We start from the raw sequence: 14989 nt of genomic DNA on the forward strand, positions 1-14989 counted from the left end.
ATGAACACCCTGACAGAAACCGAAAACCCAGCAGCTTTACAGCTAAAAATCCTGCATTACACGGAGCTATCGCTTTATGTATTAGAAGGTATCTATCAGATACCGAAAGGCTTTACAGTAGTTACTACAGCCGAGGGAGTGATGGTGTCGTTCATCAGAGATATAAATACAGAAGGCGAAGCGATTCTGGAAGAAAAAGAATTTATAGCTGAACCGGCAAAGCTTGTGAATGTATATAGGTTTTTGTGGGAATGTATTGAAGAGGCCCGGGTTTATGAGCGGCAGTTGTCTGAGAAGAGTATCGCGTTTAGTAACATAGACTTAAACCCTCCTGCGCTTGTAGGAGGTGCTTTTTCTGAACGTCAAAGATAAATGATTTAGGGTTAGATAAAAGGAGGATAGATACCCCTCTTTCAATGAGGGAGGGGATATTTTAAAAACACTGTAAAAACAAACGCCCTGTAAGGCGACTGGCATCGACGATACAGGGCATTCATAAATATCAATAAACATGACAATGACAAATTTAGCAACATTTAATCAAAAAGCAAGCGCAGCATGGGAGTATGCGCGCATGATATACAAAAAAATGCAACAGAAAGGCTGTAGAGGCCGAAATGCATGGGGAGAAGCCATGCGGCAGGCATGGAAGCTGGTAAAGGCTTTGGTAACAGGAGAAGTGACGTTCTGGAAACTAAAGACATCTGAAAAAACGACTCGCCAGATTGAGGTGGTTGGTGAAATATGGGTAAAGGATGATTTGGTTCGGGTGTGGGATTTAGGTGCAAACAAATGGTTATGTTTTCATACTTTTCAAATCTGGTAACTATGAAAGGTCCTGTCAATTTAACAAACCCCTCTGTAGGAATAGCCGTGCTATTCCTGGTAAGTATATTAGCTTTGGTGCTTATGCTCACAATCAGATTAGGTGATGCGCCCAACCTGAAACCGAAAGGTTATCATAGTGAAGGTTTTGATTTTGGTTCATTCAAACGAGATATGTTTATACTGATTGCGATAGCGATTCCTTTTATCGTTATCTTCTTTTTGAAATGCTTATGAAAACGCTCAATAAAATCTGGCATATCCTCGACTGGGTATTTCCAATTATAGGGGGCTTGTTTGTACTGTATTTTGTTTTAAGAACCTTTATTTAAAGTTCAATTAATCAATCAACTTATTTACTGACATGACACAGAATAATACAACGATTTTAAAGAAGCTCTGGCAGATTCAGAAAGCTATCAGAACCTTAGAACATGATAAAAAAAGGGATGTAGGGGGTGTTAGCTACACCTACACGAGTGATGATAAATTATTTAGCGTCGTTCGTCCTTTGATGGATGAAGTAGGCGTTTTGCTTCACCATGAAATTATTGGCATAGAAAATACTCGCCAAGACTACAATACTAATGCAGGCAAAGCAAAGTCTGAGATTCTGTCAACAGTACACATGAAATTTACATGGATTTGCTGTGAAACAGGAGAGTTTCTTGAGGGCCATTTTTCTGCCAATGGCATGAATGATTGGGATAAGGGTGTTGGTTCTGCGCTTGCCTATGGGGAAAGGTATTATGTAGAACAATTTTTTCATATTAAAAAAGGTAAGGATAGCTATGATAAATCAATCAATAATCCTGCTCCTGAAACGCCTTCTCCTGCCACTAACCAACAAAAAACGATTAAACCCAATAACCCATCAAGCACCCTCACACAACCATCTGTCAAAATACCTCAATTGCCTGAACTGACTATGTCAGAAATAAATGAATGGAATAGAGCAGTTGATTTTTTAGTGAATGGAGGGAAAATTGAAAAAATCAGAGAGAAGTATGTAGTTACTAAGCCGAACGAAGAACTTTTAAAAAAGAAAGCTTTAGAGCGTGTGGCATAGGTCGTAAATAAAGTTGTGAATTATACACCGCTACTGCTTTGCGGTGGCGGTTTGTATTAAATTAAAACAATGGTGACATGGAAGTAACACATAACAATTTACCGGAAGCCGTAGCCCTATTGTTAACTCAAATAGGGGAGCTTAAACAGGAGGTGAAACGGCTTTCGGAGCCTAAAGAAAGAGATGAAGTTTATTTGACATTGGAAAGTGCGGCCGAATATCTGGGCACTACTAAGACAGCTCTCCGACAAAATAAAAATGTGCCTTCTATTCTAAGGATGAGAAAGCTTTACTTTAAAAAATCGGATCTGCAAGCCTGGCTGGAAGCTGGGAAAGTTAAACCTAAACCAAATAAGGTTTTTGTTGCCAGTTCATAAAAAATAAGTTTTGCGTATATAAGTAAACGGTAGTAATAAACCAACAAGCATTATGGAAATAATCTTACAAAAAATAAAACTCAATGATGATAATCTGGTAGAAGCCAAGTATTCAGAGGAATACGATAATGATACCAGATTTGTCAATAAGTCCAGGGTTTTTGTACATACACCTCAAGCGGCATTTTATACAGCTCTGGAGGGGTTTGAAAGCCACGTTTTTGAAGTAGTGGACAAATTGAGAAAGGATACTAAAATATATATCCGAGGGGTTGAAATTAAGAGTAAAGATAATTGTGCTTTAGGGATTGTACTTACTTTTGAAATCAATACAAGTGTTGGTACCGTGGAAATTAAAACGCCTTTGATTGCCTATGATTTTTATGAGAAGCATGAGCAATTGAAAACATGTGTCAAAGAGCTGGAATATCAGTTTGAGCGGTTTTGTCTGGACAGAAAACCATCTATTCAATTTGATCTTTTCTCTAATCAGGACGATAAAGTAACTGGTTTAAAAGCTTTGGCTAAAATGTCTGGAGATAAAATAACGATTCTCCAGGGTGATTAGGTATTGAAGGAGATAACTCCTGAATAAAATAACTGCAATTATGAAAGAAACTATCACCGAAAGCTTTCGAAAATATATCGGTAAAAAAGTAAAGGCATCTTGTAAAACAGGTGCTCCAGTAGTAGGAAAAGTGCTTGATGTGATTGATTCAGACAAAGGTTTAGCAAGAATCGATATTGAGCAAACGCATTACCGAAAGATTCGTGTAGGAAATATTACAAGAGAGCCTAAGTTAGCTATTGCTAGCGTGTATTTGAAAAATATTATAACTGTTGAACTGTTATGAGTGCTTATCAGGATTTCTTAAACGATAAAATAAAGCTTGCCGAAAAAACAGGCTTTGAAATAGCTTATACAGATATACATCCTGTTTTGATGCCACATCAAAAGGATTTAGTTAAGTGGGCTATAGCCGGAGGCAAAAGAGCGATTTTCGCCTCTTTTGGATTAGGCAAAACACTGATTCAATTAGAAATTCATCGCCAGATAGATGAGTGTGAAGGGGGTAATCACTTAATCGTTTGTCCACTTGGAGTTAAACTAGAGTTCATGCGTGATGCCAAGAAAATTGGTATTGAAGAAATCAGATATATCACAAACTCAAATCAGGTAACAGGTGATTGTAAGTATTATATCACTAACTATGAGCGTATAAGAAAAGGTGATATAAATCCCCGGGTGTTTATCTCATTGACATTGGATGAGTCATCTATTTTAAGAGGTTTGTCAACGGAAACAACAGATGTAATCATGAAGGAATTCTCGTCAATTTCTTTCATATTTGCCTGTACAGCTACGCCATCACCGAACAGATATTTGGAGCTTATCAACTACGCTGAATTTCTGGGCATCATGGATAGAGGTCAGGCACTTACAAGGTTCTTTCAACGTGATAGTACTACTGCAGGGAATCTTACTTTATACGAAAAACGCATCAAAGAATTCTGGTTCTGGATGAGTAGCTGGGCCTGTTTTATTACCAAGCCATCGGATTTAGGTTATGACAATACAGGCTATGACCTTCCTCCTATCAAAATACATAGACATCTGGTAAAGTTTGACAGAGAAGCCAGATTTGATAAGAAAACAGGACAAGGCACTATTATTGCCAATAGTTCCAAGTCTTTGCCCGATGCAGCAGTAGAAAAGCGCAAATCAATCCCTTATAGGCTTGAAAAAATGAAAGAGATTCTTTCAGAAAACCCGGACGATAATTTTCTATTATGGCATCATTTAGAAGATGAGAGAAAAGAGATTCAGCGGGAATTAGGGACTGATTGCAAAAGTGTTTGGGGGTCACAGGATCTGGACCAGAGGGAAGATTATCTCATCGGGTTTTCTGAGGGTAAATATAAATACCTTTCAACTAAGCCGGAAATAGCAGGCTCAGGTTGTAATTTTCAATACTATTGCAACAAAGCCATATTTGTAGGGATTGATTATAAGTTCAATGACTTCATTCAGGCGGTGCATCGTATCTACCGATTCATGCAGGAAAAACAGGTTGAAGTGCATATTATCTACACTGACGCAGAAGAAGATATATTAAAGGCCCTTGAAGAGAAATGGCAGAACCATATCACGCTTCAAACTGAAATGACTGAAATTATTCAGGAATACGGTCTTAATTCGGATTTATATAAATCTGAATTGAAAAGAGAAATGTTTGTTGGACGTCGGGAAGTGAAAGGAAATAATTTCAGAGTAATCAATAATGATTGTGTAGAGGAAACCAGAAATATGCCAGATAATTCAGTTGGGCTGATAGTTACTTCTATCCCATTTGGCAATCATTATGAGTATTCGGAAAATTACAATTGTTTCGGACATAATGAGACAAACGAAGCCTTTTTTAGGCAAATGGATTTTCTAGTGCCAGAGCTTTATCGAGTGCTACAACCAGGTAGAATTGCAGCTATACATGTAAAGGACCGCATCAGGTATTCTTATATGAATGGAACAGGATTCACGTCAATTGACCCGTTTTCAGATGAGACTGTGACTTCATTCCGCAAACATGGCTTTCATTTGCTTTCACGCATTACTATCACAACTGATGTAGTGCAGGAAAATAATCAAACCTACCGTTTAGGCTGGTCGGAGAAATGCAAAGACGGTACAAAGATGGGGAACGGTCTTCCTGAATATGTTCTGATATTCCGAAAAGCTCCCACGGATTCATCCAATGCTTATGCAGATATACCAGTTGTGCATTCAAAACAGGAGTACACAAGAGCCAAATGGCAATTAGATGCACATGCATTCTGGAAAAGCTCAGGAGAACGATTATTTGATACTGATACTTTGAAAAAGCTTGATTTATCAGATGTTTTAACAATCTGGAAAGAACTGGAATTTGCAGAAGGATATAATTATGACAAACATGTGGAAATCTGTGAGAAATTAGATTCAATTGGCAAGTTACCAAGTTCTTTTATGTCAGTACCTCCGCAGTCACATCACCCTGATGTATGGGATGATATTACCCGTATGAAAACGCTGAATTCAGATCAGGCTAAGAAGAATCTTAATAAGCATATCTGCCCGCTACAACTGGATATAACTGAAAGAGTAATTGAAAGATACTCCAATAAAGGTGAATGGGTATTAGATCCTTTTGGTGGGATAATGTCAGTGCCTTATGTAGCCCTTCTAATGGATAGAAAAGGTTTAGGGATAGAATTAAACGCATCTTATTTCGATGATGGAGTAAAGCACTGCCGAAATGCAGAGCTAAAGAAAAATAGTGTGTTGGAACTTTTCAATTTATAAAATAATGAAAGCAATAGCAGAACACAACGGAAAGAAGGTAGAAATTCTTTTAACGCCTGATCAGGAGGCGGAGGTAAGAAGACAAACCTTTGATTACAAAACAATCACAACTGTAGAAGATGCTTTTAGCTTTTTAGATATCAATTATACTGAATGGCTTGAAAAGCACAAAGAATTACCTTCTGATGTATTAGCTTATATGCAACTGACTCATATAACTAAAGCCATCAATGGTGGCGAGTGGATGACTTATGAGAGCACAAATGAATATAAGTATTATCCTTGGTTTTATGCGAAAGGTTCGCCCTCGGGTTTCTCGTATTGCGGCTACGTTAGCGTCAACGATTACTCGCGCGTCGGCTCCCGCCTCACTTTCAAAAGCAGAGAAATAGCCATCTATGCAGGTAAACAATTTATTGAAATCTATAATCAGTATATCAACTAATGGAACATTTAAAAACATTCGAAGCAGCTGCCATCAGTTTAGGTAAAGACCCAAATATATTACCACAAGTAGAAGGTATTGATGAAGGCCATGCAAAGGCACTCACAGCAGTATATAAGCTTTTTATTATAAGCGAAGCAGCCTGGAAAGCTGAGGATAAAAAGATTGACTGGAATGACTTTGGCCAGTACAAATACTATCCTTGGTTTGATATGGAGAATTCGTCGGGTTCGCCCTCGGGTTTCTCGTTTAACGTCTTCGGTTACGACTTCGCTTACTCGAGCGTCGGCTCCCGCCTCGTTTTTCCATCAAGGGAGATTGCCAGATATGTTGGGCAAACGCACCTTGAGCTTTACAAAGATTTGATGGTCATTCAATAAAATATTGGGTGGTACGCTGCGCTGCGTGGTCGGGTTCGCCCTCGGGTTTCTCGTATAACGACTACGATAACGACAACGATAACTCGAACGTCAGCTCCCATATCTGTAAAATCTTTGCAGCGTACACCTTGCTAACAATGCAAAAAATAAAAGTTCTAACGGGCATGAGTACTAAAAAGGAAAATGACCTACTAAAACAGAGGCAATGAAAAGAATAGGCAATTTATACACGAGCATATACGACATCAATAACTTGTATAGAGCTGATCGCCTTGCACAGCAAGGAAAAGCTAAACAATATGGTGTGATAGTTCATAATCGCAATCAGGATGAGAACCTACATACGCTTCATCAGATGCTGATAAACAAAACCTACAATACCTCTGCCTATGCAGTTTTTAAAGTATTTGAGCCTAAAGAGAGAGATGTTTATAGGTTGCCTTATTTCCCAGATAGAATATTACATTATGCTATTTTGAATATTCTGGAGCCAGTTTTTATGTCAGTATTTACGGCAGATTCATATAGCTGTATCAAAGGGAAGGGCATACATAATACATTAAGAAACCTTAAAAAGGCGCTCAAAGACGTCGAAGGTACTATGTATTGTTTGAAGTTTGATATAACTAAATTTTATCCATCAGTAAACCATGACATTCTTAAAGATTTATTGCGAAAAAAAATCAAAGACAATGATCTGCTTTGGTTACTGGATGAAATCATTGATAGTGCGCCAGGTCTGCCTATAGGCAATTATCTTAGTCAATATCTGGCTAACTTCTATTTGACCTACTTCGATCATTGGCTCAAAGAAGTCAAAAAAGTGAAGTATTATTTTCGTTATGCGGATGATATTGTAATACTGTCAGATAGTAAAGTGCATTTACATACACTTCTGGCCGAATGTAGAGCATATCTACTAAACAACTTAAAGCTGATTATAAAACCTAATTATCAGGTGTTTCCGGTTGATGCAAGAGGAATAGACTTTGTAGGGTATGTGTGTTTTCATACGCATACAAAACTTAGGAAATCCATCAAACAACGATTTGCCAGAGCAGTGAAAGCAGGTAAAGGACCTGCGAGCATTGCCTCTTACAAAGGCTGGGCAAAGCATGGTAACTGCCGGAATCTGATAAAGAAATTGCTATCAAATGAAGAAATTCAGTGACTTTGAAATTAAAAATGAACAAAAAACTTTTGTAGGTGACAAAATCAAAATTAGTAAAATCCTCAACAAGGAGATAGTCGTGTTAGGTTTTGAAATTAAAGATTCAACGGTTTTCAAAGGTAAATGTCTCTATCTGCAAATTGAAGTCGGCGATAAAAAACATCTGGTTTTCACTGGCTCTAAAATGTTGATAGAATCTATTCAAAAGGTACCAAAAGACGGATTTCCATTTGAAACGACGATTGTAGAAGAGAACGAGATGTATCAGTTTACGTAAAAGTGTGGGCAGGCAATGAACTATATAGAATTGATTAATAATTTTTGGAAATTAGACGACGGTGCTCAATTTACGGGCTGGGAAACCAAGCTTTATTTTTACCTCGTAAAAACGGCAAATGGTTTAGGCTGGGTGAATGATTTCTGGCATTCAGATGCAAAGACATCTGTCAACGTCGGAATGAGTATTAATACGATGAAGACTTCTCGTAACCGTCTCAAACAAGTAGGATTAATTGATTTTTTTATAGGTGGTAAAGGACATGGCGATAAAACAAGGTATCAAATTTTGACACCTAAACTACAACCTAAAGTAGAATCTATTACAGATGAAAATGTGGATAACTCAATTAGGTATCAAAATTTGACACCTAACCTACAACCTAACCCATACCCTAACCTACAACCTAATGTAGAACCTAACCTATACCCATTAATTAAACTAAACGAAACTAAACTAAATGAAATAACTACCCCTACAGAAAAAAGCGTTTTTGAAAAAAAAATTGAAAGCGAAAAACCTTCTTTCGTTCAGGTGCATACGGATGCCGCCAAAGAGATTGCAAGAAATCAGGTAACGCCTGAGAAGCTGACAGAAGAATTACTCAACAACGAAACCTGTAAGATAGCGGTCAAAAATGCTGTAATACCGAAAGAAAATTATTCTCAGGTTGTTGAGAGGTTTGTTTCAGAGAAATTTGGACTGAAAGAAAATCTGAAATGGGTGGATATATCAGACGCCTTGAGTCATTTTATAAGATGGGTGAAGTTTTTACCACAAATTCTAAGACAAGAGCAAAATGGAAGATCAGGGAGCGTACAGCGTACCAAAAAGACCGGCCGCGTCATCGTCGAACAACCCGGGACAGACGATTCAAGAATCGAAACTGATGAAAACGGGTTCAAATGGCGAATTTCAGCAGCTGGAGTTAAAACCTTTGCAGGATAGCATTTATAGTGCTGTGTTTGAAATTTTGTCAACTCATAGCCATATTACGGCTATTGGTGAAGATTTGAAAAAGGATTTCATCAGAGAGTTAGCCGGTAAAATGGCCAGTGATTTTTTTGGTAAGTCATACGACTATCTGAAAAAACAACAAAGACTGGAGGCCGAAAGAATAGCGCAAGAATCAGCAGAATTCAGAATTAAGCATTTGCAAGCCATGCGAAGTATTTCTGATGCTGATTTAAAGGCCAAGGTTCTTCAAAACCTGGATGCGCTGGTAGGCGAAAGAAACGCTGGCAAAAAGTATTTGATGGATGAATACGTAAAAAGTAGTTTCGAAATTCTATTGAGATACTTTCATCCGGGTAGTTTCTTGCCTCAACCGTTTGACAGGAATAAAGGTATTTGTTTGTTAGGGCCTGTAGGTACCGGAAAATCTACACTTCTGGCAGCTTTCAAAGACAATCCGATGGCATCATTCAGGATATACAAAGCTCAGGATATTGTAGATAGCTATGTGAAGGATCCTGAAAGAACGATGAATAAGATTCTGACAGAAGCACCGATTTCTGAAGAACAGAACGAATTCGGATTTACACAATATGAAATCCTGATTGAAGAGGTAGGCCGTGAGCAGTTAAGTGTCATTCCGAAAGGGGCAGGTTATCAGAGTACGCCGGTCAATGTAATGGAAAGGGTTATCATGGAGCTTTATGACAAGCCTAACGTTCGGATTCATATGATTTCAAACGCTGAAATCAAAGGGAATGAAGTGTATGAGGATAAGTTATCAGCACTTTACGGAGAAGCAGCCGCAAGCCGGATTTATGATATGTTTAATGTGATTACACAGGATAGTAAAGCACCTAACCGGAGAGGGAATTTTTAAGGATGAATCAAGCACCGAAATTTATAATTGTTGATCTCTTTTGTGGAGCTGGTGGAACTACATTAGGCTTTGAAATGGCTAAAAATGGAATAGCTAAAGTGATTGCCTGTGTGAACCATGACCCAAAGGCTATTAAAAGCCACTGGGCTAATCATCCTGAAGTGGTTCATTTTGAAGAAGACATTTTAACACTTGATTTGACTGAACTTATTTCTTTGACAAATCACTATAGAAAGCTTTATCCAGAAGCGAAAGTGATTTTATGGGCGAGTTTAGAATGTACAAACTTTTCAAAAGCCAAAGGCGGACAGCCGCGCGACGCTGACAGTAGAACATTAGCTTGGGGGTTGCCTCGATATGTTGATGCGCTTAAGCCCGATTACATTCAAATTGAGAATGTGGTAGAATTTATGAGCTGGGGGCCGTTGACAGCAAAGGTAGTTAAATCAGAGGATGGATACCCTTGTTGTAATTTTGAATATGCGCTTCAATGGGAACATGCTTACGAAAATTTGGATATAAACACTAATCGTAAACCAAAAAATAAAGATTTATTGTCAGGAAAATGGAAGCCAATCTGGAATGCTCAGCCTGAATCAAGGAAGAACGGTATTGACTGGATTAAGTGGCGTGAGTTCATTTGTCAGGAGTTTGGATATAGAGATGAATGGAAGGAACTCAATAGCGCAGACTTTGGCGCTTACACAAGCCGAAACAGGCTGTTTGGAATTTTCGCCAAAGATATCTTACCAATTGTATTTCCTAAACCTACCCATGCGAAAGTTCCTGCCAAAAATCCTTTGTTCGGTAATCTGCATAAGTGGATGCCTGTTAAAGAAGTACTTGATTTTTCAGACGAAGGAAGTAGTATATTCAATAGAAATACTCCTTTAGTTGATGCCTCATTGGAGCGTATTTATGCAGGCTTAGTTAGGTTCGTGGCAGGTGGAAAAGAAAACTTTCTGATTAAGTATAATTCGATGAACAGATCAGGAGGCTATCAGGCACCATCTACGGATGAACCATGTCCGACAATCGCTTGTCAGAATAGATTGGGAGTAGTTAATGCAGCTTTTCTACAAAAGAATTTCAGCGGACATCCGGATAGTAAAGTTCAATCAATAAATAACCCAGCAGGAACTATAACCACAGTTGACCATCATTCATTAGTGCAATCTTCTTTTTTGTGCAAATACCATAAAACAGGCGAAAACGTTTTGAGCGTTGAAAATCCTGCAAGCACTATTACCACCAAAGACAGAATTGCTAAAGTCGAGTGTTTTTTGACTAAGTACAATTCTGGCCGCCCGGATAACAAAATTCAGTCGGTTGAGGTACCATCAGCAACGTTGACTACTTCGGATAGAATGTGTAAGGTCAATTGCAGTTTCATTGAAACACAGTATGGATCAGGGCAAAAGGTTACTTCTATTGATAGTCCAAGCGGAACACTTTTGAATACACCTAAACAACGATTGGTAAATATTGTCAAAAATCAGAATTGGAATGACAAACAGTATTCAGGAACATTAAACCATCAATCTATTGAGCAACCTGCAGGTGCTATTCTATCCAATGACAAACACTGTCTAATGAGTTGCCAACCTTTCATTGTCAATACAAACTATGCTAATCAAGGCTCATCTATTGACAATCCATCACCAACAATAGTATCAAGTAGACGCCATATGTATTTATTATACCCCTCGCATGGCGGGCATACACAATCAATCGAAAATCCTTGTCCGGTGATTGTTGCAAGACAGGACAAATCTCCGCTTTATTTGATGAATGCTGTTGAAGGCTCTTATCAAATACCTGTTTATGAAACTGATTCGGAGGTGATGGTAAAAATCAAAGAGTTTATGGCTCTTTATGGCATTGTCGATATAAAGATGCGTATGCTCAAAGTACCTGAATTATTGAAAATACAGGGTTTTCCATCTGATTATAAGTTAGTCGGAAATCAGTCAGACCAAAAGAAGTTTATCGGTAATAGTGTAGTGCCTTTGGTGGTGAAGTACTGGATAGAGGCATTAGCAAATCTTAATATCTGATTTTTTTCAATGGAGAAAGGATATAAATTTTCAGAAGCGGCTATTCAATCTCGAAGGAGAAAACTAAGGGCGAAGCGTTTATGGAAAAAATCTCCAATCTTCGCTTATGAAACTCTTTCAAAGGAAATAGAAGGATATTCTTTATTAGACTTTGATAAAGACATCAAGTCGAAAACCAAGCCCAAAACTAATAAAAAGAAAACAACACTTGAAAGATATGGAAGGTATTGGGAATACAGAAGGGTATTAGCATTATATAATGACACGAAAAACTCTGATTATTACTTTGCTGCTAAAAGACTCAGGGACAATATGACCAAACCGTATCGGTTTCAAGTAACTTTTAAAGGAGAGAAGAAAGAATATAGCTTTGAAGCTACTACAAAATATCAAACTGTTGTTGAACTCCAGAAGTTGGTTAAGACCTGCGAGTCTATTCAAGAGTTTGATCAGAAATTAGAAGCTTATATTTCTTCATTAAACCGCTATTCTGGGCAATGACAATAAAATTATGACAACTAACCCAACCCGAATACAACGCAAAAGAACCAAAGGGTTCAAACTACCAGCAAACACCGTCTGCGTAACCAGAGGTACTCGCTGGGGCAATCCTTTCAAAATCGGTGAAACGATGACAAGAGAGGAAAGTATTGAGAAGTTCAAACAACTCATTTCGAATGAGGAGACTTTGAAACTGATTAAACAGCAATTAAAAGGCAAGAATTTAGCCTGTTATTGCCCGGTAGGTGTTGCCTGCCATGGGGATTTATTGTTAGAAATTGCTAATAGTTAAATCATGAAACCACTAACCAGTGACGAAGCCATGTTAGTGCTGAATTTCTATATTCAGCATATCATCATTTTTATTGAAGAGTATAACCTCTGGTATCATAAGGGCTTTAAACAACTGCCTAAAAATTTCATACGAAATTTTTGTAATGCCCTGGAATCACAGATAAATGATTTCTGTAATCCATTAAACAAGCCTAAAGATACTTTGAGTATTGAAGAGCTTGAGCAACTCCACGCTGGCACTATTGAGATAGGGCAGTATTTCGAAATGCATTTTAATCTGGCGCAAAAGCCGGAGGCGGTTCAGGATAGTTTTGTAGAGGAATACAATGCACTGTTGAAAAAGTATCAATTAACTAAATCACTTGAAGAGGTGATGATAAGCAAAAAGTAAATTTGTTATAGGAGTTAAATATCAATACAATGAAAAGAACAAAAATAGATTTCAGCAAACATGAATTGACGATAACGCAAATCAATGAAAAGGCAACAACTCATTTGCTTAAAAAACCTGACACTTATATCCATAGTGTTAAGTTTACAAATATCGATGGTGTATTGTTAGTGACAGGTGATTTTGGGAATTGGGTATTTTGCAGGAGTTTTTACCCAAGCAAAGATGAAAAGGTAAGTGATGGGTATTGGTGCGAAAAAGCTGTCATTAGTTCAACTCAAATTACTCATGAATACGATTCTGAAAAAACAGAAAAATCGATCAAAGAACTATTGCAGGAAGATTGGAATGAGGAAGAAAAAGAATATTTGAATGAGTTACTTGATCATACTTATGATGGGCGAGAATATAAGGATTATGCCTATAATCATAGGCCATCAGGATTTGAGTATGAAAGTATCCCTTATGGGGAATCGGTTAAGCCGTGGCTCAAAGCCGTTTTTGACGCTTTTGATGAAATCTGTGACCGAGTAAAACAGAGTTAAAAAAAAGTAATAAAAACCAAAAGCAAAATTCAATAAAACACTCACATGATAACAACTGAAACAATATACGTTGCAACCTGCGATGACTGCGGGGAGCCATGGTTGGATGATAATGATTGTGCTGGTCACTTTGATAAAAGTGATACAGAAAACGGATTAATGGAGTCCGAATGGCACGTAGCTAATGATGGGAAAACTTATTGTCCTAAATGTTGGAAATTAGATGAGGATGATAACGTTGTCGTCAACGATATAATTGACAAACAATGACCTCAAAAGAAATAGCCTCTGTGGTTCAAAAATATTATTACCATAAAGGCAAAACCTTACAGATTTGCGGATTTTCGGGAGGCTGGAAAATATTCAATCCTGATATTCTGATAATGTCAAAGAAAAAACTATTGACAGACATCGAAATCAAAATAAGCCGTTCTGACTTTAATCGAGATTTCGCAAAAACAAAGCATCAGTACTTTTCGCAGGGCATAGAAACAGGAGTCAATTATTTTTATTTCGCTTGTCCTGAAAACCTGATAAAGAAACATGAAGTGCCGTCCTACGCAGGTTTGATTTACGTCAATGAAAAGTATGTAACAGTAATCAAGAAAGCTCCCAGGTTACATCAAAATAAAGCACCTGAATCATTGATTGTTTCAATTGCTAATAGCTTATCTGCTAAATGTATCTGGGGGCAGTCGTATCTGACAGAGAAAAATAAGGAATTAAGCCAAGCCTATTAAAAACATGGAAAGAATAATCAAGTTTAAAGATATTGAAGCAGGGAGCACGTTAGAGTTTTCAGAGTCTCACTCTAATCAGGTTGGACAGTTTACGGGACTTGTAGACCGGAATGGTAAGGAAATTTATCATAAGGACGTTGTAATGTTAAATAGTGGTATGGGTTATAGTGTAGTTTATCAACGCGGTGCTTTTGGCTATTTAGTGCATGACAATTCAGAGCCTCATGGCAATGGAAGATTCATAAGTTTCGCTGAAAACTTTGCTAACTTGAAAGGAAAAGGCAATCAGTTGAATGCGGTTGAGGTGGTGAATAGTTAATTGCTATCGGGCAAACATTTCTACCGTCAGGACTATCGAAATTTTTATAAGCCAATATAAGGATGGTTCGTATTTAGATAGAAAATCAAAAAATATGTATGTAGTTTTTAGAGGTTCTTTAATAGTCACTTTTATCTGATATATTTTCGAAATGGTATATATAGATGATTTCAATGCTAAATTTGGCAAAATGACTATGTGTCATATGATTGCCGACACTAGAGCTGAATTGCTTGATATGGCAAGAAAAATAGGTGTAAATACCAAGTGGATTCAAGAGTATGACACCGCACGCGAACACTTTGATATTTGCCTCTCAAAAAAAGCAAAAGCATTGAATTTAGGGGCAAAAGAAGTGAGGTTTAGAGAATTGAATAAAATAATTAGAGAACGAACCTATGAAGGGAAAGTGTCGGAATATTAG

23 protein-coding genes are annotated in these 14989 nt (G+C 37.6%); all 23 read left to right on the forward strand.

Annotated elements, in window-relative coordinates:
• Positions 1–372: a hypothetical protein gene (locus H1R81_RS16535; RefSeq protein WP_181841862.1), complete on the forward strand. Its 372-nt coding sequence runs from the start codon at positions 1–3 to the stop codon at positions 370–372.
• Between the two features lie 145 nt (positions 373–517).
• Positions 518–826: a hypothetical protein gene (locus H1R81_RS16540; RefSeq protein WP_181841863.1), complete on the forward strand. Its 309-nt coding sequence runs from the start codon at positions 518–520 to the stop codon at positions 824–826.
• Between the two features lie 2 nt (positions 827–828).
• Entirely contained in the window at positions 829–1062 is a 234-nt protein-coding gene (locus tag H1R81_RS16545; RefSeq protein WP_181841864.1) for a hypothetical protein, read from the forward strand.
• 127 nt (positions 1063–1189) lie between these two features.
• Positions 1190–1894 carry an ERF family protein gene (locus H1R81_RS16550; RefSeq protein WP_181841865.1) on the forward strand — a complete coding sequence of 235 codons (705 nt, stop codon included), beginning with the start codon at positions 1190–1192 and terminating at the stop codon, positions 1892–1894.
• Positions 1895–1971: 77 nt separating this feature from the next.
• Positions 1972–2271 carry a helix-turn-helix domain-containing protein gene (locus H1R81_RS16555; RefSeq protein WP_181841866.1) on the forward strand — a complete coding sequence of 100 codons (300 nt, stop codon included), beginning with the start codon at positions 1972–1974 and terminating at the stop codon, positions 2269–2271.
• A gap of 52 nt (positions 2272–2323) precedes the next feature.
• The gene (locus H1R81_RS16560; protein WP_181841867.1) at positions 2324–2839 is read left to right on the forward strand and encodes a hypothetical protein; all 516 of its coding nucleotides are present in this window, start codon (positions 2324–2326) and stop codon (positions 2837–2839) included.
• A 40-nt stretch (positions 2840–2879) separates the two neighbouring features.
• Positions 2880–3125, forward strand: a complete 246-nt coding sequence (locus H1R81_RS16565; RefSeq protein WP_181841868.1) for a hypothetical protein — start codon at positions 2880–2882, stop codon at positions 3123–3125.
• Entirely contained in the window at positions 3122–5611 is a 2490-nt protein-coding gene (locus H1R81_RS16570) for a DNA methyltransferase (protein ID WP_181841869.1), read from the forward strand. Before H1R81_RS16565 ends, H1R81_RS16570 begins: the two co-directional genes overlap by 4 nt.
• Before the next feature lie 4 nt (positions 5612–5615).
• A complete protein-coding gene (locus H1R81_RS16575; protein ID WP_181841870.1) occupies positions 5616–6056 on the forward strand; it encodes a hypothetical protein in 441 nt (146 codons plus the stop codon).
• A complete protein-coding gene (locus H1R81_RS16580; protein WP_181841871.1) occupies positions 6056–6436 on the forward strand; it encodes a hypothetical protein in 381 nt (126 codons plus the stop codon). The genes H1R81_RS16575 and H1R81_RS16580 overlap by 1 nt, the downstream gene beginning before the upstream one ends.
• Positions 6437–6641: 205 nt before the next feature.
• The gene (locus tag H1R81_RS16585; RefSeq protein WP_181841872.1) at positions 6642–7607 is read left to right on the forward strand and encodes an RNA-directed DNA polymerase; all 966 of its coding nucleotides are present in this window, start codon (positions 6642–6644) and stop codon (positions 7605–7607) included.
• Positions 7591–7884, forward strand: a complete 294-nt coding sequence (locus H1R81_RS16590; protein WP_181841873.1) for a hypothetical protein — start codon at positions 7591–7593, stop codon at positions 7882–7884. The genes H1R81_RS16585 and H1R81_RS16590 overlap by 17 nt, the downstream gene beginning before the upstream one ends.
• A 15-nt stretch (positions 7885–7899) precedes the next feature.
• On the forward strand, positions 7900–8832 hold the full coding sequence (locus H1R81_RS16595; protein ID WP_181841874.1) for a hypothetical protein: 933 nt from the start codon (positions 7900–7902) through the stop codon (positions 8830–8832).
• Positions 8774–9718, forward strand: coding sequence for an AAA family ATPase (locus H1R81_RS16600; protein WP_181841875.1), 945 nt, complete (start codon positions 8774–8776; stop codon positions 9716–9718). Before H1R81_RS16595 ends, H1R81_RS16600 begins: the two co-directional genes overlap by 59 nt.
• A gap of 2 nt (positions 9719–9720) precedes the next feature.
• Positions 9721–11775 carry a DNA cytosine methyltransferase gene (locus tag H1R81_RS16605; RefSeq protein WP_181841876.1) on the forward strand — a complete coding sequence of 685 codons (2055 nt, stop codon included), beginning with the start codon at positions 9721–9723 and terminating at the stop codon, positions 11773–11775.
• A 9-nt stretch (positions 11776–11784) separates the two neighbouring features.
• On the forward strand, positions 11785–12276 hold the full coding sequence (locus tag H1R81_RS16610) for a hypothetical protein (RefSeq protein ID WP_181841877.1): 492 nt from the start codon (positions 11785–11787) through the stop codon (positions 12274–12276).
• 10 nt (positions 12277–12286) lie between these two features.
• The gene (locus H1R81_RS16615) at positions 12287–12568 is read left to right on the forward strand and encodes a DUF4326 domain-containing protein (RefSeq protein ID WP_181841878.1); all 282 of its coding nucleotides are present in this window, start codon (positions 12287–12289) and stop codon (positions 12566–12568) included.
• A 3-nt stretch (positions 12569–12571) separates the two neighbouring features.
• Positions 12572–12961: a hypothetical protein gene (locus tag H1R81_RS16620; RefSeq protein WP_181841879.1), complete on the forward strand. Its 390-nt coding sequence runs from the start codon at positions 12572–12574 to the stop codon at positions 12959–12961.
• Positions 12962–12990: 29 nt separating this feature from the next.
• Positions 12991–13506 (forward strand): hypothetical protein, encoded by a 516-nt coding sequence (locus H1R81_RS16625; RefSeq protein WP_181841880.1) that lies wholly within the window; start codon positions 12991–12993, stop codon positions 13504–13506.
• 45 nt (positions 13507–13551) lie between these two features.
• On the forward strand, positions 13552–13776 hold the full coding sequence (locus H1R81_RS16630) for a hypothetical protein (protein WP_181841881.1): 225 nt from the start codon (positions 13552–13554) through the stop codon (positions 13774–13776).
• Complete coding sequence (locus H1R81_RS16635) at positions 13773–14246, forward strand: hypothetical protein (RefSeq protein ID WP_181841882.1); 474 nt, start codon at positions 13773–13775, stop codon at positions 14244–14246. Before H1R81_RS16630 ends, H1R81_RS16635 begins: the two co-directional genes overlap by 4 nt.
• Before the next feature lie 4 nt (positions 14247–14250).
• Positions 14251–14565: a YopX family protein gene (locus tag H1R81_RS16640; protein WP_181841883.1), complete on the forward strand. Its 315-nt coding sequence runs from the start codon at positions 14251–14253 to the stop codon at positions 14563–14565.
• A gap of 151 nt (positions 14566–14716) precedes the next feature.
• Entirely contained in the window at positions 14717–14989 is a 273-nt protein-coding gene (locus tag H1R81_RS16645) for a DUF4031 domain-containing protein (RefSeq protein WP_181841884.1), read from the forward strand.

The organism is Emticicia sp. BO119, assembly GCF_013912375.1.
In the GTDB taxonomy this organism is placed as follows: Bacteria; Bacteroidota; Bacteroidia; order Cytophagales; family Spirosomataceae; genus Emticicia.

Bases quoted from the DNA above. Each gene is read 5' to 3' on its own strand.
- H1R81_RS16620 (WP_181841879.1), top strand. From the start codon at position 12,572: ATGAAACCACTAACCAGTGACGAAGCCATGTTAGTGCTGAATTTCTAT.
- H1R81_RS16560 (WP_181841867.1), top strand. From the start codon at position 2,324: ATGGAAATAATCTTACAAAAAATAAAACTCAATGATGATAATCTGGTA.
- H1R81_RS16595 (WP_181841874.1), top strand. From the start codon at position 7,900: ATGAACTATATAGAATTGATTAATAATTTTTGGAAATTAGACGACGGT.
- H1R81_RS16540 (WP_181841863.1), top strand. From the start codon at position 518: ATGACAAATTTAGCAACATTTAATCAAAAAGCAAGCGCAGCATGGGAG.
- H1R81_RS16605 (WP_181841876.1), top strand. From the start codon at position 9,721: ATGAATCAAGCACCGAAATTTATAATTGTTGATCTCTTTTGTGGAGCT.
- H1R81_RS16585 (WP_181841872.1), top strand. From the start codon at position 6,642: ATGAAAAGAATAGGCAATTTATACACGAGCATATACGACATCAATAAC.
- H1R81_RS16565 (WP_181841868.1), top strand. From the start codon at position 2,880: ATGAAAGAAACTATCACCGAAAGCTTTCGAAAATATATCGGTAAAAAA.
- H1R81_RS16630 (WP_181841881.1), top strand. From the start codon at position 13,552: ATGATAACAACTGAAACAATATACGTTGCAACCTGCGATGACTGCGGG.
- H1R81_RS16640 (WP_181841883.1), top strand. From the start codon at position 14,251: ATGGAAAGAATAATCAAGTTTAAAGATATTGAAGCAGGGAGCACGTTA.
- H1R81_RS16535 (WP_181841862.1), top strand. From the start codon at position 1: ATGAACACCCTGACAGAAACCGAAAACCCAGCAGCTTTACAGCTAAAA.
- H1R81_RS16570 (WP_181841869.1), top strand. From the start codon at position 3,122: ATGAGTGCTTATCAGGATTTCTTAAACGATAAAATAAAGCTTGCCGAA.
- H1R81_RS16610 (WP_181841877.1), top strand. From the start codon at position 11,785: ATGGAGAAAGGATATAAATTTTCAGAAGCGGCTATTCAATCTCGAAGG.
- H1R81_RS16575 (WP_181841870.1), top strand. From the start codon at position 5,616: ATGAAAGCAATAGCAGAACACAACGGAAAGAAGGTAGAAATTCTTTTA.
- H1R81_RS16590 (WP_181841873.1), top strand. From the start codon at position 7,591: ATGAAGAAATTCAGTGACTTTGAAATTAAAAATGAACAAAAAACTTTT.
- H1R81_RS16625 (WP_181841880.1), top strand. From the start codon at position 12,991: ATGAAAAGAACAAAAATAGATTTCAGCAAACATGAATTGACGATAACG.
- H1R81_RS16600 (WP_181841875.1), top strand. From the start codon at position 8,774: ATGAAAACGGGTTCAAATGGCGAATTTCAGCAGCTGGAGTTAAAACCT.
- H1R81_RS16545 (WP_181841864.1), top strand. From the start codon at position 829: ATGAAAGGTCCTGTCAATTTAACAAACCCCTCTGTAGGAATAGCCGTG.
- H1R81_RS16580 (WP_181841871.1), top strand. From the start codon at position 6,056: ATGGAACATTTAAAAACATTCGAAGCAGCTGCCATCAGTTTAGGTAAA.
- H1R81_RS16635 (WP_181841882.1), top strand. From the start codon at position 13,773: ATGACCTCAAAAGAAATAGCCTCTGTGGTTCAAAAATATTATTACCAT.
- H1R81_RS16615 (WP_181841878.1), top strand. From the start codon at position 12,287: ATGACAACTAACCCAACCCGAATACAACGCAAAAGAACCAAAGGGTTC.
- H1R81_RS16645 (WP_181841884.1), top strand. From the start codon at position 14,717: ATGGTATATATAGATGATTTCAATGCTAAATTTGGCAAAATGACTATG.
- H1R81_RS16555 (WP_181841866.1), top strand. From the start codon at position 1,972: ATGGAAGTAACACATAACAATTTACCGGAAGCCGTAGCCCTATTGTTA.
- H1R81_RS16550 (WP_181841865.1), top strand. From the start codon at position 1,190: ATGACACAGAATAATACAACGATTTTAAAGAAGCTCTGGCAGATTCAG.